Source organism: Bremerella cremea (genome assembly GCF_039541315.1).
GTDB classification, from domain to species: domain Bacteria; phylum Planctomycetota; class Planctomycetia; order Pirellulales; family Pirellulaceae; genus Bremerella; species Bremerella cremea.
The window spans coordinates 176,784-197,052 of the sequence record NZ_BAABFZ010000004.1; the positions used below are offsets into that span (position 1 = coordinate 176,784).

Below are 20,269 nucleotides of genomic sequence, written 5' to 3' on the forward strand. Positions count from 1 at the left end.
ATCAGGCGCAGCGGATGGCCAAGAAAAAAGCCCCCAAAAAGGTGGCTCCGAAAACGGATGCAAAGGAAAAGGTCGAGTTGACCAAGAAGGATGTGAACACGCTGAACCAGCTTGTCGGTTTGGCCGACAGTGTGGTGGCGGCAGCCGGTCGGGTACGCGACCCGAAGATGGACATCCCGACCCGTTCGCTCTCGAATGTGCGCTACAACAAGACGCAGCGTATTATCGAAATGGGGAAGAACACTACCGGTCGCCAGCTCTTCAATCTGAACCAGGCCAAGAGCTACATGCAGACAATGCTTGTCGGCAGTGGCTGCAAGCGGTTGATCGACGAAGGCAAGTCGACCAGCATTCGAGGTCTCTACTATTTGCTGAAGCACACGATTGCCGGCACCAAGGAAGAGACTTTCGCCGATCAGGCCGAAAGCGACCCGATCATTGAAGATGTCGAAGTGCTGTTGAACGTCCTTCGCGAAGAGTTGCACTTGTACGCCCAGAAAAAGGGCGACATGGTCGGCCCCCTGGTCCTGCGTGATAAGGGAGACGAGATCGACTGCTCGCGCATGGGGAGCGGTGGCTACGGGATTCCCTCGATCGTCGAGCCCGACACGATCGAGTTTGTGAAGTGCGAAGCCGACTTTGTTCTGCATGTTGAAAAAGGTACGGTCTGGCAGCGCTTCAACGAAGACAAGTTCTGGAAGAAGCACAACTGTATTCTGACACATGGTGGTGGTCAGCCATCGCGTGGTGTGCGTCGTCTGCTGTCGCGGCTCAACAACGAACTGAATCTGCCGATCTACTGCGTGCTCGATAATGACCCGTGGGGGTATTACATCTACAGCGTGATCAAGCAGGGCTCGATCAACCTGGCCTATGAATCGAAGCGTATGGCGGTGCCCGACGCGAAGTTTATCGGGCTGCGTTCGATCGACTACGAACGCTGTAATCTCTCGCCAAGCGTGCAGATCGCGCTCAACGATTCCGACCGGAAGCGTGCCAAGCAGATCGCCAGCTATCCCTGGTTCGAGCACAAAAAGAACTGGCAGAAAGAGATCCAGAAGATGCTGGACAACGGCTTCAAGCTCGAAGTGGAAGCGTTGATCAGCCAGGGTGTGAGCTATGTGACGGAAGAATACGTCCCGGCTCGTTTGGCCGAGCGAAGCTGGCTCGATTAGGCCCCTGGTTGTCCCGTTGAAGAATCTGAGTACCGAGAAGGCAAGATGGCAAATCCAGAGCTACCACCACAACTGGCCAACTTTCCCGCCGTTGCGAAAGTGCCGGTTCAGTGGGGAGACATGGACTCGTTTCAGCATGTAAACAACACCGTTTACTTGCGCTGGTTCGAGACCTCGCGTGTTCGTTACCTGGAAGTTTCCGGGCTGAATCCCATCATGGAAGCCACCGGATGCGGACCGATTCTCGCTTCGGTGCATTGCAACTATCGCAAGCAGTTGCGTTATCCGGACGAGGTGCTAATCGGGGCCCGGATGGTCAAGCTGGGCGGAACCAGCATGAAGGTCGAGCACGTTGTCTATAGCGTCCAGCAGCAACAACTGGTGGCCGATGGCGAATCTGGCGTGGTCTATTTCGACTACGCCAACCAGCGGCCGATTGTCATTCCGGATGACGTCCGCAAGCTGATCACCCAGGCCGAAGGCCGAGAAGTCTAGTTCTCGGCTGAGACAGCTCCCTGGAAGTCTTGCATTCGCATTCCACGCTGACCGCGAGGACCATTCTGATCTGGCTGGCCATTCGCGTTCGGTTGGCCGTTGGGATCCTGCGGCGGCTGTTGTGGCTGCGGATTCTGGTTTTCCAGCAGCCGCGTCAGCAACTCCTTCATTTTCGTCCCGTTGACGCCCGTCTTCAGGTTGACGATGCGGACCGTCGAAACCGGCTTGGCCGACTCGTCGATCCGTTTCACCATATCCATCACCAGCGACATCAGGCTCTCGCCTTCGGTCGAGATGAGCAGCGTGTTCGAGATGTCGTCGACGCCGATCGAAAGCTTCCCTTTGAAGCCCGTTCCGGAACGTGAAACGTAATCGCTGGCGTAACGGTCCGGAGCCTTGTCGCGATCGCCTCCGCCCCCTTGCTGCGGCTGCTGAAGCGATTTGTCATTCGACGAAAGCAGGTCCCGGAAAACTTCCTTGACCGACTCGGCGATGGCCGATGCTCGCGAGTATCGAACGGCGTAGGTCGCATTGAGTCGCTTTGATGCCTCGACCACCGGCTCAGGCTTGTCGTATAGTTCGATCAAGTCTTTGATCGTGGCCAACTGCGCGGCATTGGCATTCTGCACGACGATTGTGTTGGTATCGGTGTCCGAAAGAAACTTGAGCTTCTTCCGCTGTGACAAACGCAGCGGATCTTCTTTCTTCTCTTCACGACCATAGTCCCAATACCAAGGAGTCGGACGCGTGTCTTCCTCTTCTTCCTTCTCTTCAAAGAAGTCTTCCAGGTTCCACGCCACCCAGTAAGCCGAGGCGTACTTCAGCTCGAATACTTCCCAGTCCTTTGGCTCGGGGGTCAGGTCGATCAACAGGTCCTCCAGCAGATCGAGGGCGGCAGGGTCATCCGAGGCGAGGGTAATTCGCCCGTTCTCGTCGACTTGGATCACGACCGGTGGCTTTGACCCGTCTGCGTTGTTTGCCGGCTTTGATTCTGGTTTGGGAAAGAAGCGATTGCGTAGTTCTTCTTGAGAAAGCTCTTCCAAGGGACGCTGCTCGGACGCTTCGTCTTCCGCGGGATTCACCGCAGCCAGGTGAACGGGCACCGTGATACGGGAACGGGCCTGGGCTGAGTTTTCTTTCTTGGGGGGCTCTGCCTTCGACGGCGGAGGAGTTTCTTCTTTCGGCTTGCTTTCCGGCAGCTTGATCTGCAGCGGTGCTGGCGAGACTTGGGGCCAGAGTTCCTTCAATCGCTTTAGCATCTCTTCCGCTGAACCACTGGAGCCTGCTTCGAGCGTGCGAAGTTTGCCTCGCTGCGAATCGCCGCCTGGGGGAATCTCGCCGAGTTGAACCAGCAGGTTTTCGATCGATGCCATTTCCACTTCGTTGGCGCGAAGCAAGAGCCGATTGTTGATCACGTCGGCATCGACGCGAAACTTGTCCTTCTTATTGTTCTGTTCCGGCTGACGACCATATCCGTACATCGAGTAATAGCCTCGACGCGAGTTGCTGTCGTCTTCCTTCTCTTCTTCACCCATCATGAAGCGGATCGAGCCCGCGACGTAGTCGGCCTGCAGACGACGCAGGCGAATCACTTTAAACTCGCGACCGGCGCCGTCGAGCTTATTGATCAAGGCCTGGATCGTGATTTGATCGGCCGCTCCGGCATTGGCAATTAAGGCGTTGTTTTTGTCGTCGATCACCAACTGCGTGGTTGGATCGAGATTACCAGACTGAAGTAGCATGGCCTGAAGCGACTTCGGATCGAGCTGAGCCAGACGATAGACTTCCACTCGCTGGAAGTTCGCCCCCAAAGGCGAGCCTGATTGCGAAGGAACATCAAACAGCTTCACCGCTTCGGCGATCACCACCAGCTTGTCTGGAGGGGCGTTGGCAATGATGCTGTTCTGCCGCGAGTTGATCACCAGGTGAATGTCGTCGCTACCGGCCGGTTTGCGGCGTGGTTTGCCTCCACCTTGCGGTTGTTGTTGCTGCATCTGTTGCATCATTTGCTGCTGCATTTGTTGTTGCATCTGCTGCATCATGTTCGGGTCCATCATCCCCATGCCCCCGCTCGCCTTGCGGATGCCCAGCAGCGATTCGAGCTTGGCCAGAACGTCTTCGGCTCGAGTGTATTCAAGGTAGAACTCGTGCACTTTGGTCGAACGGACTTCGGACGATTGCTCTTCCTGCAGCACGTGTTGAATCTGCCGAAGGTTGGTAACCACGTCCATCACTTCCAGCCGGTTCGAGGTCGGCAGTGCGGCCATCGTGCCGTGCGGACCTAGCATCGGCTTCAGTTCTTCGACGGCGTCTTCGGCCAGCAGCCAGCTAAGCGGGAACGAGACCTTCACGAACTCGTGGGCATCGCGATGACGAAGGTCTTCCGAATGGACGCGTGGAACCCGGGCCGTGTTGAGACCTTCCAGCTTGGCGACGACCAGGCCTTCTTGCTGCTGCAGAATGGTATAGCCACGCGTCATCAAGCGTTCGTTGATCAGGTCGCGAACTTCGTCGATCGAGTAGGCACGCTGCGTCGTTAGATTGAGATAGTCGCCTGGCAGTTCTTGCCAATCGAGACTGGTTTTCGAGATGTCTGCCAGCCAGTCGAGAACATCGGGCCAGGCCTGGCCCCGGAAGTTGAATCGAACCATCCCTTTCTGATCCGGGCGAACGTTCAGCTCTTCGGGATCGGCAGCTTCGCTCGGCTTGTCTTTTCGCTGGATCGGACCTTTGGGACCCTCGGGTTTGGCTTCCGCCGGTTTGGACCCATCGTCAGGCTTTTCGGACTTGCCTGGCTTCTTATCGCCTGCCTCTGGTTTGGGGCCTTCTGTAGCGGGCGTCGAGTTTACTTCCATAGAAGGTCCAAAACGGTTCGGCATCTGCGAGATGCCAGGCCCAGGGCCTTGGACGCCTGGCCCGATAGACGGCGCTTGAGCCATTGCCTGGGGGTATAAGGCAGAGTTGAAAGCTGGCATTTCAACTGGCAAGGCGAACGTCAGTGCGGCACACAAAAGTGGGCCGACCTTCCGAAAAGTCATGGGGCTTCCTGTTCGGATGAGGAGATCGAAGGGACAATGCTCTGTACTACGTCTGGCATGATTATCTTTGTTCAGAGGGGAGGTCGCAACGAAATGTCCGAAATTTCCCCCGGACTTAGCGGATTGGCAAACTCCCCGAGAATGGGCCATCTAACCAGACGACGGAAAATATCCTTTGGTTTCTTGGATCTCTCTTGTTTGTCGTGCTCCAGGCTTTACCTTGGGGGCAAGCTGGGTAATTGATAGCAACACGGTGGAATCGATGCTGGCTTGGCAATTCTTTTTGAGAAATAAGTTTTGCCCTGGATTTGGGGAACTTCCGTGGTTAAAAGGCCATCTACTTCTCTACACAACCGCATCCTGCGGCACGTAAACGTGATGTGAAGTGTTTAAGTGCTTGAAGGACAATGGCTTGGACGTACTGTCCGGCTCTGCTAAGTAACGATCGACCGATGAATTTGCAGCTTAATGACGAACTTCTTTCGGCTTTCCTAGATGGGGAAGTCTCGCAAGAAGAACGCCTGCAGATCGAAACGATCCTGGCAGACTCCCCTGAATGGCAAAAGCGTTACCGCCAGATGGTGGAAACGGTCAACGCCGTGCGGACCATGCCTGAGCAACCGCTGCCTCGCGACTTCTCGCAAGATATCCTGGCCCAGATCGCGGCTCGCCAACAAAGCGAAGCTCCGACTGCCGAAATCGCGCAGCCGCAAGTCAGTATCAACACCAACTCCGATCGCAGTAGTGGCCGTCGGCTGCGTCACAAGCCAGACCGATCGATTCAGATTTGGATCTCGGTGGCGGCTTGTCTTCTGGTCGCTGTCGGCGTCGGGCTGGCTTATCAGGCCGGTATCTTCGGCGGTGGTACCGAGCAAATCTTGGCTCAGAACGATCCGCAGACCGTAGGGCAGCCGAAGGGGACGGAAGTCGTCGAGGTGAAGCCTGAGGTCAAATCCGCGACCGATACCGATGTGCCGGATGGCAATCCTTTCCCGTCGGTCGAGCAGCTTGCCAACGATCAAAACAACCTGCCGATGGAAGTGATTCCTTCGGACAATCCAGAAGCTGTCCGCAGCCCGATTGGTCTGCGAGTGAATGTTCGTACCAAGCCAGGTTCGGAAAAGCCGGAACCGATGATGGTTCGCCCGAACTCGTTGGCTCGTTCAGTGTTCAATCTCGATCCTCAGCAAGATCCTGGCCTCGATCGCCGTCAGTTGTTGTCGTTCGAGCGTCCGGAAGTTGCTCAAGAGCTGCTGGCCTGGGTCGATATGGACCAGGACGGCAAGATCTCGGACTTTGAAACACAGCAGGCCTGGGGACGCTTTACGCAGACCGAAGGCGCCGTCGCTGCCGTAAGTGAAGAAGTTTTGCTGGCGGTCGATCATGATATGAACCAGCAAATCTCGATTGCCGAGCTGAATCTGGCGATCGCTTCGATCCGCTGGAACAGTTCGGAAACCTTGCGTCGCTACTGGTTGCGACTTGATGCCAACGGCGATGGCGTGTGGACCAGCGAAGATTTCGCCGCGAACGCTCGCTTTGCCTCGATGGGTGGCCCTGCTCTCTCGCAGCAGTTGGTTCAGTGGCACACGTTGTTGGATCGTTCCCGCGACGGCAATGTAACTCGCTTAGAGTTTGCTCTGTCCGCCGATCACATCGAGATGGTGATGAAGACCTGGGAGCAGAAGATTCTCAATCCGCATGCCTACGAGCAGACGAAGTCGCTGATGACTCAGTTCGATCGGGATGGCAACGGTCAGCTCGCTGGTCGTGAGTTGATGCGTCTGAAAGAGAAGCAGGAAGACCTGGCCGCTCGTCTCGAGAACGCGGGTCCTGATGGCATCTCGGCTTACGAGCTCTATCTGGCGATCGAATCGGACCAGCTCTAACGAGCCGGTCCTGATCTCGCCCTCCCCTGCCCCCAGATCTGCGGTTAGTGCCATCTGGCTTTCGGGAAGTCTCAAACATTCGGGGGGTGAAATTCCTTCCTTTGCCGAAGTTGATGCGTAGAATGGTTTGGCTCAGGACGGAAGCCGCCAGCATTCCTCCCTGGACCACAAGGGCAGTCGAGTTGATCTGAAAGGTGAAGCCTATCTTTATCAGGCTTGTCGCTTGCGCGGATCGACCAGAGGGAGCAGCGAGGAAGCATGAGCAGAGGAGGCGGCAGCGCAAGTCCCGACCGGAAACAATCCGGTCGATTGGGCTCTGGCGTAGCCATAAAGGAGAAAGCGGTTTCCCCGGTTTCTAGACGGGGCAAAGGAGCGCGGACCAATGCTAGCGACGCAAGTGAGCTTTCGTCGGGTGAGCCTGAGTCGTTGCGTTCGTATCTCCAGCAAATGGGGAAGATCCCGCGTCTCACGCCGGAAGAAGAAATTGAAATCACCCGTCGCGTCGCGCGCACTCGCACCAGTTTTCTGCGGCGATTGTTCGGTTGCGGGGTCGTTACGGCCCGCATTGCTGACGTGCTGGTCGAAGTGATTGAAGGCGATCGTCGTCTCGATCGTACGCTGGAAGTCACAATCACCAGTCCGGCCCAGAAAGAAAAGCATCGGCAGGCGGTCATCGAGATGATCGAGTATCTAGCCGAGTCGGCGCATCGCGATCGATACGACTTCAGCGTGGCTATGGAGGGGGAAGCAGACGGCACGCAGCGCCGCGACCGGGCAATCCAGCGTTTGATGCGACGTCGTCAAGCAACCGCGTGTCGGTTGGAAACAATCGGCCTGCGTGAGAAGTTCCTTCTCGAGTGGATGCAAAGCGTCGGGCAAACGCTCGAACGATTAGAGGCCAACCAGCCCAGCGGCGAGCAGTTCCCAGGGCCGATCTTCCTGATGCCTTTATCGCCCGATGCGTTGGAGGTGTTCGAGCTTTATCACGAGACACCTGGCTCGCTCGCTTTTCAGTGGCCGAAAATTGTCGAAGCCTATCGAGCCTATGGCGAGGCGAAGCAGAAGCTGGTCGCAGCGAACTTGCGGTTGGTGGTCTCAATCGCCAAAGGTTTCCGCAACCGAGGGCTGAACTTTCTCGACCTCATTCAAGAAGGCAACCTGGGGCTGATCCGAGCTGTGGAAAAGTTCGATCAAACGCTGGGCTACAAATTCGCAACCTACGGCACATGGTGGATCCGCCAGGCCATCATGAAGGCGATTTCGGATCAATCGAAGCTCATCCGGGTGCCAGTCCGGATGCAGGAGCGAATCCAAACGGTTCAATCATCGAAGGCACAATTCCGTCAGGACGAGAACCGCGATCCTACGCTCGAAGAGACCGCCAAGCTGGCCAAGGTTGCTGAACGGGATGTCTTGTTAGCCGATGCCCTTACCCGCAGTCCCTTGTCGCTGGATGTCCAGCCGTACGATGACGAAGACTTCGCCGACCTCATTCCTGCCCAGGCTAATTTCGCCGGGCTTTCCGAGGCGGATCATCAGTCGGTCAAAGCATTGCTCGCGAAGGTCTTCACGATTTTGAATCCGCGCGAACAAGAGATTTTATGTCGACGATTCGGCATCCACGACGGTCAGCCTCAGACACTGGAAGAAATCAGCCAGGCATTTTCGTTGACCCGTGAAAGAATCCGTCAGATCGAAATCGCAGCCCTGCGCAAACTTCGCAAGTCGAGTGTCTGCGCCGGGCTGGAAGAATGGATCGACGATCCGGTTTCGTCGTCTTAGTTTGAGCGGCAACTACCAGCCATCGCATTCGTACGATAGTTGTCGCAAGTAATCGATTGCCTCTTCCAGTTCCGAGGCTTCGACCCCCTGACGTCGTCCTTCGCGGTCGCAGCGAGCCAGCAAGATCAGTTCTTCGTAGTCTTCGGACTCTTTCAAGCGTCTCTTGGCCCGGGCACCTAAGGTGCCATCTAAGATCTGGCCGGCGTCCATGTGGTGGGCAATCAGCCAGTGGGTTCGCTGGGTTATATCGTCCGCCAGCATCTGGAGCCCCACTTCGACATGGTTCAGCGGATCAATCCCCTTCCCCACGTCATGCAGCAGAGCCGCCAGCAGAAACTCTTCGTCGTACGGTAGCTTCTCCCGAGCCAGATCGAAGACCTGCAAGCTGTGATAAAGGGCATCTCCTTCGGGGTGCCACTTGGGGCTTTGCTTGACGTTTTCAAGCGGCAAAAGTAACGCTTCGTACTGCAGAAAGCGGTCGATCTGGTTCTCGACGACCGCCATACCTTCTGTGTACTCGGCTTCCTCGTAGGTCTCGTGGAGGAACAAATCGAACTCGGCCAGACTCATGCGTTCCTGGGGCTTCCCGGTTATTGAACTCTTCGAGACGATCGAGACCTCCTTCGATCCGCGAACGGTCAGCTCGAACGGGAACTGCTCGCGGATGTGGATATGGACGTAAACGCCCTCGGCCCCTGGTTTGTTGACGTGCTTGCGTTCGACGTCGTAGCGAATGTTCTCGGCTTCCAGGGCGGCGGTAACGGCCGAGATGCTATCGCTGAAGACGTGAATATCGATGTCCGATCCTTTGCGAACGTGCCCAGTCAGCACACTGCCGACGATGCGAGGGCGGAAGCGTTCAAGGATCAGCATCATTCGCCGCGCTTCCAGCCGCATGGCCAAGAGATTTTCGAGGCGATTGTCTCCCTCGAACATTCGGGCCATCGATTGGACTTCGTCGCGGATCTCGGCGTTGGAAGGAAGATCGGCCTCTTTGACCCATCCTCGCTGAACCCGCCGGGCAGCTTTCATTTTGGCGTGGTAGTACTCCGACTCTTGTCGGTCGTACAGAAGACGTGCGGCCTGATGGGTAATCTGGCGTCGCAGTTTCGACGGTTCGGTCATAGAGAAGCCAGGCAATTCGCTGGCAAGTCGACAAGTGAAAATGAGGTAGAAAGCGTCCTGGTCGACGGCAGAACGATTAGAAAGATTATACACATACCAGAGAAAAAGGTTCACCCATTGGCAGAATGGTTGCCCACGGGCGCGGCAATGGCCCATGAGGGAGCGAATCAAGAGGTTTGAGGTAGGCTACGTCGCACCGCGCCGATCCGGCAACCAGGTGCCCTCTCCCGACAACCAAATCACCGGCCGGCAACGGTGCGCACGTCAGCCGCAAGATAGCTCCTCGCGGCTTCAAGGGCGGCAACATCCTTGTTGGATTCTCACAGAAATGACCCGAGAGCGAACTCAATGGTCCATTAGGGTGGTGCAGACAACGAGTAGGAGGTTGAAACCTTTGGGCCGCGGACAGTTCTCTCTATTTGCAAAACGCATGCCGCACCCCTTAAACCCTTGAGTGATCATAGTTTGGCCACCTGTCGTAGGCACTGACTGTAGCGAGGGTTAGATTCGGTCACCTTCCATTTTCGCGGAGGGAATGCCTCATTTCTGTATCGGCATTGCTACGGATGCGCGCCTCTGTTGCCTATTTCCGGGGCAAGCCTGGCGGCGGTCTTTGCTATCTACATTTGCCAATGAGGCAGGGGTAGAATACGACGAAAGCATCCCCATCCCCAAGCGAGAGTATTCAGTTATGCGTCTGGCGAAGTTTATCGGTACCCACGGAACACCTGCGGTCGGTCTGGTTCGCGAAAACGAAGTTGTGCAGTTCTCGCGTCACGACGTTACCTCGTTGTTCGAGATCCTCGATGCCGAAGACCCCGCTGCGAAGGTCGAGGCCCTGCTGCAGGGCGAAACCCAGGCAATGCCATTGGACCAGGTTGCCCTGCTTCCGCCGATCGACCAGCAGGAAGTCTGGGCGGCTGGGGTGACCTACAAGCGAAGTCAAACGGCCCGCATGGAAGAATCGGAAGCGGCGGCCGATTGCTACGACCGGGTCTACGGTTCCGATCGGCCCGAGCTGTTCTTCAAGGCGACCCCCAACCGAGTCACGGGAACCGGGCAGACGCTGCGAATTCGAAAAGATTCTCAGTGGAATGTGCCAGAGCCTGAGTTTGCATTGGCCCTCAATTCCCGAGGTCAGATCGTCGGCATGACGATCGGTAACGATATGAGCAGCCGCGACATCGAAGGGGAGAACCCCCTTTATCTCCCGCAGGCAAAAGTTTATGACCAGTGTTGCGGATTGGGGCCCTGGGTTGTTTTGGCTTCGGAATTCTGGAAGGAATTTTCTGAGCTTTCCCAAGTGAAAGTTCAGTTGCAGATCGCTCGCGACGGCAACGAAGTATTCCAGGGAGAAACGAGCCTCGACCAGTTAGCTCGCTCGTTGGAAGGATTGGTCGAGTATCTCTTCCGTGATCAACATTTTCCGCGTGGAGCGTTCCTGCTGACAGGAACCGGTATCGTGCCGGATAACGACTTCACGCTTCAGCCACGCGACGTGGTAAGTATCCAGATTTCCGGCATCGGCACCTTGGTCAGCGAGATTGTCCAGGGCTAGTCGGTGTGCAGTTAGTATTGGCGAAAGGTTTTCGAATTCATGGCGGTTGAACAGGTTCTTATTGGCGGACAATGGCGCGAAGCAAACCACGATGGGACGTTTCACGCGGACAACCCAGCCTTGAAGCAGCCCTTGCCGGCTCAATATCCGGTAAGCACTTGGGCCGATGTCGATGAAGCCCTGGCAGCGGCAGCGGTCGCATTTCAAGAGATGCGACAGATGGCGGTCGAGAAGCTCGGCTTGTTCCTCAATCGCTTCGCCGAACTGCTAGACGAAAACAAGCAAGCGTTGTGCGAACTGGCCAACCAGGAAAGTGGTTTGCCCGTCTCGCCTCGTCTGCTCGATGTCGAAATGCCGCGAACCATCAACCAGCTTCGCCTGGCTGCTGCGGCTGCCGTGGAAGGTAGCTGGCGCATGGCCACGATCGATAGCAAGGCTGGAATTCGATCGTACTACGCCGGTATCGGTCCCGTCGCGGTCTTTGGCCCGAACAACTTTCCGCTCGCTTTCAGCGGTGCCGCTGGTGGTGACTTTGCGGCGGCCATCGCGGCTGGCAACCCGGTGATCGTGAAGGCAAATCCTGCCCAGCCAGGCACCACGCGTGAACTGACCAAGCTCGCGTTTCAAGCGGTTCAGGATAGCGGACTGCCGCCGGCAGCGGTTCAGTTGATCTATCACATGCCGAATGAAGACGGCTTGAAGTTTGTCGCGGACCCACGCCTCGGAGCAATCGGTTTCACTGGCAGCAAGGGCGCTGGCTTGAAATTGAAGGAAGCCGCGGACAAGGTTGGCAAGCCGATCTACCTGGAACTGTCGAGCATCAATCCTGTCGTGATCCTGCCGGGTGCTTTGGCCGAACGTGGCGAAGCACTGGCAACGGAATTTCAAACAAGCTGCTTGATGGCGGCTGGCCAGTTCTGCACAAACCCAGGGCTGGTGATCTTGCTGGACGATGACAAGTCGGCAAAGTTCGTGGACACCGTGAAGGCAGGCTTCGCGGGTGCTCCGAGCGGAACGCTGCTCGACAAAGGCGTGGAAGCCAATCTGACGCAGAATCTGAAACTGCTGATCGACGCCGGTGCCGACGTCGAAGCGAGTGGCAGCGGCGAAGGTTCGTCCCAGGGCTATACCTGTCCGAATACGTTGCTGTCGACTTCTGCCGAGAAGTTTCTCGCCAATCCGGAAGCATTCCAGACCGAAGCTTTTGGCAATAGCTCGTTGATCGTCAAAGCGGCTAATCTGAACGAAGTTTGTGCGGTGATCGATTCGCTGGAAGGGAACCTGACCGGCACGATCTACTCGGATACCGCTGGCAGTGATGACCCTGCGTACGACCTGGTGGCCCTTCATCTGCGGGTGAAGGTGGGGCGTTTGATCGACGACAAGATGCCGACCGGCGTTGCCGTGAGTGCGGCGATGAATCATGGCGGTCCATTTCCAGCGACCGGCCACCCTGGCTTCACTGCCGTGGGGATTCCGGCGTCGATCCATCGTTTCGCCATGCTTCAGTCTTTCGATAACGTCCGCCCGAGCCGTTTGCCACGAGAGCTTCAAAACGAAAACCCAACTGGCAGCACCTGGCGTCTGGTGGACGGAGTCTGGACGACCGAAAACCTGGCTTAGGCCTGATCGTAGTCCGATTGCTGGAGTCTGCTCTGGCAATCGGCTATCATTGTGGGAATTGACGGATCGCTAAGTCCCTTTCGTGCATCGAACCGCAGCCGGGATCTCCCCCATGATTGACTCACTGTTGTTGCTTGCTCAGCTCGGCGAAGACAAATGGATGTATGTCTATGGCGTTGCCATCTTCATGGCAGCCGTCTTTGGCTTCATCTTTTTGATTATCGTATTGAACTACGGGCAGTTGTGGTTCCAGGCATGGATGTCGAGTGCCGACGTCTCGCTGTGGAGTCTTGTTGGCATGAGCCTGCGCCAGGTCAACAGCCGCCTGATTGTGAAGGCGAAGATCATGGCCAAGCAATCTGGGCTCGACATCGATCGGCGAAGCGGTATTAGTACCAAACGCCTCGAGGCCCATTACCTGGCCGGGGGCAACGTGATGAACGTGATCCACGCCATCATCGCCGCTCAGCGTGCTGAGATCGACCTCGACTTCGACCGAGCCGCCGCGATCGATCTGGCAGGGCGTGACGTGGTCGACGCCGTCAGGACAAGCGTGTTGCCGAAAGTGATCGACTGCCCTGACCCTCGCCGCAGCGGCAAGAGCACGCTGAGTGCCATCGCTAAGAATGGTGTCGAACTGCGAGTGCGAGCCAAGGTGACCGTGCGAACGTCGCTCGACCAGTTGATCGGCGGAGCGACCGAAGAGACCGTGATCGCTCGCGTCGGTGAAAGTATTATTTCCGCGATCGGATCTTCAGAGCATCATACGCACGTGCTGGAAAATCCCGACGTGATTACCCGCGCGGTGATCTCGCGTGGCCTCGACGATCACACCGCCTACGTGATTGTTTCCATCGACATTGCCGACATCGACGTCGGCGAGAACGTGGGGGCCCGCTTGCAGAACGATCAGGCTGAAGCTGATACGCGTGTTGCCCGAGCCAAGGCCGAGCAGCGTCGTGCCGAGGCCATTGCATCCGAGCAGGAAAACAAAGCCAAGGTCGCGCTGAACCGAGCGAAGCTTGTCTTTGCCGAAGCGGAAGTTCCCAAGGCCATGGCCGAGGCTTTCCGAAATGGCAAGATGCATGCCTCTGCCGAGAATGGTTCGAATTAGTTTTCCTTTTTCGCGAGTGCCCGCTTCCCCATCCGTGAAGCGGGATGACCACCATGAAACAAGCCATTCCCGGGCTTACTCTAAGTTCTGAAAACGAGTCGACGGCGCTAATCGTTTGGCCATCGGTTTCGGCAACTTCCTGGGGCCAGTTCCTCGGGCGACTCTACGAAATCAAAACAGGCATTCCCGTTTTCAACGTCGGGAATCTGATGGTTCTCGCGTCGATTCCCGTGGCGATACCACTTTATCTGTGGAATGTGTTGCCGGTGGTCGGTACCCGCTATCGGATCACCAATCGGCATATCAATGTCGAGCGTGGTGTCAGCGGCGTAGTCGAGCGGCAGATCGCTCTCGATGAGTTCGATCGAATGGAAATTGACGAGCAGCCGGGGCAGGCCTGGTTTCGTTCGGCCGATCTGATCTTCTTCCTGAAGGATGAAGAAGTCTTTCGCCTGGCAGGCGTTCCCTATCCGAAGGCGTTTCGCGCTTCTTGCCAGAAGGCAATGATGACCTATCGCGGGTTCAAAGAAATTCGCGAACGCCAGGCAGCCGCCGGTTAAGCGGCGTCGAGGTGATCTTCAATCAATCGCGTTAGCCGCGTGAGCATCTTCGAGCCTAGTCGAATGGCTTCGTCCGGATTCTCCGATTCCATATCAATTAACGGCACGTGGACGAACAGACTACGATCGGTTTTGCCACGGCGAAGCTGCGCTTCGGTCGACCAGAAGTAAGTCGCGTTGCACAGATAGGTGCCGGCATGAAAACTGACGGTCGCCGGGATTTCGCGTTCGGTCAGATCGCCACTCCACTGCTGCAGCGGCAGCGCCGAGGCATACGCGGCCGGGCCTTCGGGATTTAAAGGACTGATATCGATTGTTGGATCGCTCTTCACGTTCAGCGCGATCATTTCCAGGTTGAAACGATCGATCCGCGGCGCTTGCCCCAGGTGCAAGGCGAAGTCGAACGACTGGTTGTGCAGTTCTAGCAGTCGCGGTTCCGTGCGAACGTACTCGACCGGGAGGATCTCGGTGACAAAGGTCGAGCGGTCTGAGCCAGGATGATCTTCCAGCCAGTGCGACAGAATCTGCTGCGATGCATTGGTTGGATATTGCAGGAACGGCTCGAAGGCGGTGATCAGGATTCGATGCATCGCTAGTTCTAGGAAGTTGGTTGCGGTGGACCAGGGCGACGTGGTTCGTAGCGGCAGCAATCGCCGGGGCAGACATCGTGTGACGGACCATATTCGCCGATGGCTGGCTTTTCGATAGTTAGTCCGAGACGTTCTTCGACCAATTGGCGAATCATTTTGATGAAGGTCGGGTGCACGCCGGCCGTCTTCGCCCGGGCCATCGGCAAGTTGAGTTCCGCAGCGAGCTTGGCCGCTTCGTCATCGAGGTCGTAAATGACTTCCATGTGATCCGAAACGAATCCAACCGGCACGATGACCAATTGCGAAGCCGATTTCTGGTCTGCGATTTCCTGAATGGCATCGCAGACGTCCGGTTCCAGCCAAGGCTGTTGAGGGGGGCCGCTGCGGCTTTGATAGACCAGGGCCCAGTCTTCGACGCCGACCGCTTCCGCAATGAGACGCGAGCTCTCTTGCAATTGCTTTTCATAGGCACAGTTTTCTGCCATGCCATTGGGGATGCTATGTGCGGTGAAGAGCACTTTACGCTGGTCCGCACCTTCCCTAGGAAGCTCGGCAATGGCATCGCGAACGCGATCGGCCATCGTGGCGATGAATTCTGGATGATTATAGAAGGTACGAATCTTGGCGAAGACCATCTCTTCCAGGCCGAGTTGAGCCTGGGCTTTTTGGATGTCTTCGCGATATTGGCGGCAGCCGGAGTACGAGCTGAAGATCGACGTGACAAAAACAAGCACGCGGCGATGCCCGTCGTCGTGCATCTTCTGCATGGTATCGGCCAGCAGTGGGTGCCAGTTCCGATTGCCCCAATAGATCGGCAAGTCGATCTGATGCTGGGCCAGTTCTTCGGTCAGGGCGGCGATAAGTTCGCGGTTCTGATCGTTGATCGGGCTTTTGCCGCCAAAGTGATAGTAGTGCTCGGCGACTTCCAGCATTCGTTCGCGAGGAACGTTGCGGCCGCGAAGTACGTTCTCGAGGAACGGGATCACATCGTCCGGCTTTTCTGGGCCACCGAACGAAAGTACCAGCAGAGCATCGAAGGTTGGTTGTTGCATGTCGCTTGGCTTTAGAGGCTAGGCAGTTGGGATAACTCGAGGTTACCCGCAACGACGGCTCGTTTTCAACTCGAGGTCACCACGAGGGTGGTTTGAGTGCATGCATAAAAAAAGCCTTTCGCAAGTTGCGAAAGGCTTTTGTTGGAAGTGACCCCAACGGGGTTCGAACCCGTGTTACCGGCGTGAAAGGCCGGTGTCCTAGACCACTAGACGATGGGGCCGTTTGTTGAAGGGCTTAAGTATACGAGAGGTCGGAAGCGTCTGCAACGGGGGACGGGGCGATCTACGCAAAAAATTATTCCGACCCGGAACAGGCGACAACAACCTTCGAAATTCACGACCGCAACAGAATACGGCAGAGGCGTGCGAATTCAGTTGAATCAGGTTGAGTTCAGGTACGAAACAGCAGGATCGCGACTATTCGGATTCCATATTCGCCGAAGCGTCCGAAGCTTGACCGTTTTCGTTTCGCTTGATCGCATCGTAAACTTCGCGACGGTGAACCGGCACTTCCTTGGGGGCTTCAACCCCGAGGCGGACCTTATCGCCACGGATCTCGACAACGACAATAGTGATGTCATTGTTGATTACAATGCTTTCGTTCTTCTTCCTCGATAGTACCAGCATGTTATGCTCTCCACGCAACCGCCAAGGGGGAAATACTCTCTCATAATTTTGGCGGCACTGCCTTGTCGAATGCTTGAACCTTCTTGGTGCCTTCGTTAGACTTGAGCAGAAATCAAAAGGTTCAGTCGCACCTGACGATTAACAGCGACATCCTCGAAAATCTCCCCAACGCAACAAGAACAGCCTGTTGTGCGCGAGGAAACTCTCACTTCACTCTACGCGCTAAATTAGCCGCGTCAAGCAAGCAAATCTCGGACTTTAGCGAAATCTGATACGCTTGGCGAGGAATGTGCCGAAAAAACGGGAGCATTTGCCTTGCCCTCCTGGCTTGTCTAAAGCTCCTGTTGTAGTGGGTTAGTGCCCCTCCATTTGGTCACTTGGTTTTCTAATTGTTTGCCAGGGATCACTTGCCATAACGAGCCAAATTGCCGTTAATGGATTTTCATACTGCTTTAAGGGGATCGCATGCGACGTTCGGTCCCAAGCGGAGAGCGTCGTTCCGCACGGAAGGTGGCCATGGTTCAGTGGTGGAAAAACCTGATTCGAGCCGTAGTTACGGTGGCCCAGGGGCTCTGGGTGACTCTGAAGGTTTGGAAGTCGACCTACGATCCGAATCGCAAGACGTTTACTGAGCATTTCGAATATCCTGAGCTCCCCGCCCAGGTGGCTCCCCGCTATCGTGGGTTTCATCGCTTCGATGTCACGACCTGCATTGCCTGCGACCAGTGCGCGAAAGCGTGCCCGGTTGACTGTATTTATATAGGCAAGGAACGTGTCGAGAACGGCAAGGGTTTTCAGCTCACCCATTTCACGATTGATTACACCAAGTGCATGTTCTGTGCTTTGTGTGTCGAGCCTTGCCCGGTCGACTGCATCTTTATGGGGGGAACGCTCGATCTGAGTTCCTACAGTCGAGATGGTGCCCTGGTCGATTTTTCGCGACTGCCAATCGATGTCGCTTGGGGCCGGGCCACGCTCAACCCAACGGCGGTCGCCGAATCAAAAGCGGTGATCAGCCCGGTTCATGGTGGCCCAGCCAGCCCTGAAGGGTAATGGAAGGCCCGTTGCATGGTTGGCGGCTGACCTCTTAAATGAGGGCTCGACCGATAATGCCGAATTTGACGGACATGTTTAGCTTGAGCTTGCGGACCTATGAGTTTTCCAACCACGATCGTCGCCTATTTACTGCTGTTTACGGCAGTCGGGTTTGGCTTCGTGTTGGCGAACCTTCTTCTAGGTAGCTTTCTGCGACCGAAGGACCCGCACGAAGAGAAGCTCGAGATCTACGAATGTGGCGAGCCAACGATTGGTTCCAGTTTCGTGCAGTTCGACCTGCGGTTTTACGTTGTCGCCCTGCTGTTCATTATCTTCGACGTCGAAGTGGCCTTCTTCTTTCCATGGGCGGTGGTCTTTGGTAAGGCAACCCAGTTGGCCAGTCCGGATGTGCCTGCGATCGTGCAGATGGACGACGGCCAGCGGATGATTGGGCCTGGGTTTGAAGGCCTGGTGACTGAACTTGGTTTGCCCGTCGACGAACAAAATCTGTTGGCGGCCGCCGATCCGGAGGCCCAGGGCGAGGAAGTTAAGGCCGCGGCCTCGAAGCTGGTCTGGACCTGCGTGGCGGACATGATGTTGTTCTTCGCGGTGCTGATGGTTGGCTTCGCTTATGTCTGGAAGCGAGGTGACCTCGACTGGGTTCGCTCCACGGCGGGGCATTCGAAGCAGCCGGCCGATGCGTCTAGTTCCTGGCGGCGATCCCCTCAGACCACCTCCACTCCGTAATTCAACCTCGAAAGAAAACGTTCAGTTATGGTGATCGACGAGTCGCTGCTACAGAAATTGCGCGAGCGTTTTGGCGACAAGATCGCAGGTGCCTCTCTTCAGAGCATCGACCCCTGGATCGAGATTGCGCCGGAAGGCCTGGTCGAGGTTTGTCGCTATTTGAAAGACGAGCCGTCGGTCGCGTTCGATTGCCTGAACTCGATCTGCGTGGTCGACTACTGCGAGACCGATCCGAAGAAGGCGGCCAAAACTTCGTGGCAGCCACACCTGGAAGTCGTTTATCACTTGACCAGCGTTCAGCGTAAAACCAGTGGCGTTATCAAGGTGATGCTGCCGCGTTGGAAAGATGGCGTCGAAGGGGAGATCCCTGAACTGGCATCGGTTTCGTCCGTGTGGATCGCGGCCGATTGGCACGAGCGTGAAGTGTACGACTTGTCAGGCGTTTACTTTGTCGGCCATCCGAATCTGCGACGCATTTTGTGCCCGGAAGACTGGGTCGGGCATCCGCTGCGAAAAGACTATGTCATGCCGCTTGAGTACCACGGCATCCGAGGACGCTAGGTACAGAAAGCCAACCGCGAATGAGCAACTCGAACCCCACAGAGATTGTCGAACTCGACGTTCGCACCGACGAGATGCTGGTCAACATGGGACCGCAGCATCCGAGCACCCATGGTGTGCTGCGTCTGGTGCTACGGACCGATGGCGAGGTCGTTTCTGAAGCGGTTCCGCATATTGGCTATTTGCATCGCTGTGCCGAGAAGATCGGCGAGAACCTGACGCCGCGGCAGTTCATTCCCTATACCGATCGAATGGACTACCTCGCCGGGATGAACATGAACCTCGGTTGGGCGCTCGCAGTCGAAAAGCTGCTGAACTACGACCTGCCTGACAAGGTTCGACATACCCGCGTCATGATTTCTGAGTTGAACCGGATTGCCAGTCACCTGGTTGGCATGGGAACGTACGGCCTCGACTTGGGAACGTTCAGTCCGTTTCTGTACGCATTCCGCGAACGCGAGAAGATCCTCGATCTGCTCGAATGGGTGTGCGGGGCCCGGCTTACTTACAGCTATATCACCCCTGGCGGCGTAACGGCCGACCTTCCTTCCGATTGGATTGGCAAGTGTCGGACCTTTCTCGATCAGTTCGAGCCGCAGATTCCAGACTATCACACGCTGCTGACGACCAACGCGATCTTCATCAAGCGGACCGCAGGCATTGGTTTGATGCCAGCAGAGATGGCCATTGCCTATGGGTGTAGCGGCCCTGTAATTCGTGGCTCGGGTATCGATCACGATTTGCGTCGCGACGGCGATCCTCGCTACAAGGCGATGTACGAAGGTTACGACTTCGAGGTCATCGTCCAGAAGAATGGCAGTTACCCTAAAGACCAGGTCTACCCGGCCGTGCCGGACGAAGCAATTCTTGGCGACTGTTGGCACCGGTTTTATGTTCGCATGCTGGAAGTCATTCAGGCGATCAAGCTGATCCGCCAGGCCATGGACTTCTATGAAAAGGCGAGTGGCGATTGGGGAACGCCCATCAAGTTGAACACCAAGTTGCCTGCAGGGGAGGCCTATTTAGAGACCGAAGCGCCTCGCGGGCAGATGGGTTTCTACGTGGTAGCCGACGGGGGCGATTCGATTCCGCGTCGCGCTCGAGCCCGTAGCAGTTGTTTCAGCAACTTGTCGGTTGTTGAAGAGCTTTGTCGCAACTGCCTGATTGCCGACATTCCGGCGATCGTTGGTTCGCTCGATATTGTGATGGGAGAGATCGACCGCTGAGTCGGTCGTGATTACCGGGTTGAAACCGGCAAGATTGGCTTTCGAGTAGTTCACGTCGCAGGCGTGGACCAG

17 protein-coding genes and 1 tRNA gene are annotated in these 20,269 nt (G+C 56.3%); 12 read left to right on the forward strand and 6 right to left on the reverse strand.

Translation table 11 applies throughout. The features are described 5' to 3' along the window. The first annotated feature begins 14 nt into the window (after positions 1 to 14). Both ABD890_RS15430 and ABD890_RS15435 read left to right on the forward strand, forming a co-directional pair. Positions 15 to 1,175, forward strand: a complete 1,161-nt coding sequence (locus ABD890_RS15430) for a DNA topoisomerase IV subunit A (RefSeq protein ID WP_345091395.1) — start codon at positions 15 to 17, stop codon at positions 1,173 to 1,175. A gap of 45 nt (positions 1,176 to 1,220) precedes the next feature. Further along, positions 1,221 to 1,670: an acyl-CoA thioesterase gene (locus ABD890_RS15435; RefSeq protein WP_345091398.1), complete on the forward strand. Its 450-nt coding sequence runs from the start codon at positions 1,221 to 1,223 to the stop codon at positions 1,668 to 1,670. Here ABD890_RS15435 and ABD890_RS15440 read toward each other — a convergent pair. Continuing rightward, positions 1,667 to 4,708: a secretin N-terminal domain-containing protein gene (locus ABD890_RS15440; RefSeq protein ID WP_345091402.1), complete on the reverse strand. Its 3,042-nt coding sequence runs from the start codon at positions 4,706 to 4,708 to the stop codon at positions 1,667 to 1,669. The two genes, ABD890_RS15435 and ABD890_RS15440, sit on opposite strands and share 4 nt — an antisense overlap. A gap of 452 nt (positions 4,709 to 5,160) precedes the next feature. Between ABD890_RS15440 and ABD890_RS15445 the strand changes: the two genes are divergently transcribed. Both ABD890_RS15445 and ABD890_RS15450 read left to right on the forward strand, forming a co-directional pair. After that, positions 5,161 to 6,597 carry a hypothetical protein gene (locus tag ABD890_RS15445; RefSeq protein ID WP_345091405.1) on the forward strand — a complete coding sequence of 479 codons (1,437 nt, stop codon included), beginning with the start codon at positions 5,161 to 5,163 and terminating at the stop codon, positions 6,595 to 6,597. Between the two features lie 426 nt (positions 6,598 to 7,023). After that, positions 7,024 to 8,379, forward strand: a complete 1,356-nt coding sequence (locus tag ABD890_RS15450) for an RNA polymerase sigma factor RpoD/SigA (RefSeq protein ID WP_345091408.1) — start codon at positions 7,024 to 7,026, stop codon at positions 8,377 to 8,379. Positions 8,380 to 8,391: 12 nt separating this feature from the next. Here ABD890_RS15450 and ABD890_RS15455 read toward each other — a convergent pair whose 3' ends face one another. Further along, a complete protein-coding gene (locus tag ABD890_RS15455; protein ID WP_345091411.1) occupies positions 8,392 to 9,504 on the reverse strand; it encodes an HD domain-containing protein in 1,113 nt (370 codons plus the stop codon). Positions 9,505 to 10,195: 691 nt separating this feature from the next. Between ABD890_RS15455 and ABD890_RS15460 the strand changes: the two genes are divergently transcribed. From ABD890_RS15460 to ABD890_RS15475, 4 genes are all read left to right on the forward strand, one after another. Further along, on the forward strand, positions 10,196 to 11,062 hold the full coding sequence (locus tag ABD890_RS15460) for a fumarylacetoacetate hydrolase family protein (protein WP_345091414.1): 867 nt from the start codon (positions 10,196 to 10,198) through the stop codon (positions 11,060 to 11,062). 39 nt (positions 11,063 to 11,101) lie between these two features. Beyond that, on the forward strand, positions 11,102 to 12,685 hold the full coding sequence (locus ABD890_RS15465) for an aldehyde dehydrogenase family protein (RefSeq protein WP_345091417.1): 1,584 nt from the start codon (positions 11,102 to 11,104) through the stop codon (positions 12,683 to 12,685). 160 nt (positions 12,686 to 12,845) lie between these two features. Then, positions 12,846 to 13,799 (forward strand): flotillin-like protein FloA, encoded by a 954-nt coding sequence (gene floA / locus ABD890_RS15470; protein ID WP_373356648.1) that lies wholly within the window; start codon positions 12,846 to 12,848, stop codon positions 13,797 to 13,799. A gap of 53 nt (positions 13,800 to 13,852) precedes the next feature. Beyond that, positions 13,853 to 14,359 (forward strand): PH domain-containing protein, encoded by a 507-nt coding sequence (locus ABD890_RS15475; RefSeq protein WP_345091423.1) that lies wholly within the window; start codon positions 13,853 to 13,855, stop codon positions 14,357 to 14,359. Here ABD890_RS15475 and ABD890_RS15480 read toward each other — a convergent pair. The 4 genes from ABD890_RS15480 to csrA all read right to left on the reverse strand — a co-directional run bounded on the left by ABD890_RS15480 (position 14,356) and on the right by csrA (position 16,628). Further along, positions 14,356 to 14,949 (reverse strand): pyroglutamyl-peptidase I, encoded by a 594-nt coding sequence (locus ABD890_RS15480; RefSeq protein ID WP_345091426.1) that lies wholly within the window; start codon positions 14,947 to 14,949, stop codon positions 14,356 to 14,358. The genes ABD890_RS15475 and ABD890_RS15480 overlap by 4 nt on opposite strands. Before the next feature lie 8 nt (positions 14,950 to 14,957). After that, positions 14,958 to 16,001 (reverse strand): ferrochelatase, encoded by a 1,044-nt coding sequence (locus ABD890_RS15485; protein ID WP_345091429.1) that lies wholly within the window; start codon positions 15,999 to 16,001, stop codon positions 14,958 to 14,960. A gap of 148 nt (positions 16,002 to 16,149) precedes the next feature. Then, positions 16,150 to 16,222 (reverse strand) — tRNA-Glu (locus ABD890_RS15490). Between the two features lie 196 nt (positions 16,223 to 16,418). After that, positions 16,419 to 16,628: a carbon storage regulator CsrA gene (csrA, locus tag ABD890_RS15495; RefSeq protein ID WP_345091432.1), complete on the reverse strand. Its 210-nt coding sequence runs from the start codon at positions 16,626 to 16,628 to the stop codon at positions 16,419 to 16,421. A gap of 465 nt (positions 16,629 to 17,093) precedes the next feature. Between csrA and ABD890_RS15500 the strand changes: the two genes are divergently transcribed. From ABD890_RS15500 to ABD890_RS15515, 4 genes are all read left to right on the forward strand, one after another. After that, complete coding sequence (locus tag ABD890_RS15500) at positions 17,094 to 17,681, forward strand: NuoI/complex I 23 kDa subunit family protein (protein WP_345091435.1); 588 nt, start codon at positions 17,094 to 17,096, stop codon at positions 17,679 to 17,681. 99 nt (positions 17,682 to 17,780) lie between these two features. Next, positions 17,781 to 18,410: an NADH-quinone oxidoreductase subunit A gene (locus tag ABD890_RS15505; RefSeq protein WP_345091438.1), complete on the forward strand. Its 630-nt coding sequence runs from the start codon at positions 17,781 to 17,783 to the stop codon at positions 18,408 to 18,410. Between the two features lie 27 nt (positions 18,411 to 18,437). Next, a complete protein-coding gene (locus tag ABD890_RS15510) occupies positions 18,438 to 18,971 on the forward strand; it encodes an NADH-quinone oxidoreductase subunit C (RefSeq protein ID WP_345091441.1) in 534 nt (177 codons plus the stop codon). 20 nt (positions 18,972 to 18,991) lie between these two features. Beyond that, positions 18,992 to 20,197 (forward strand): NADH-quinone oxidoreductase subunit D, encoded by a 1,206-nt coding sequence (locus ABD890_RS15515; RefSeq protein WP_345091443.1) that lies wholly within the window; start codon positions 18,992 to 18,994, stop codon positions 20,195 to 20,197. Positions 20,198 to 20,269: the final 72 nt, after the last annotated feature.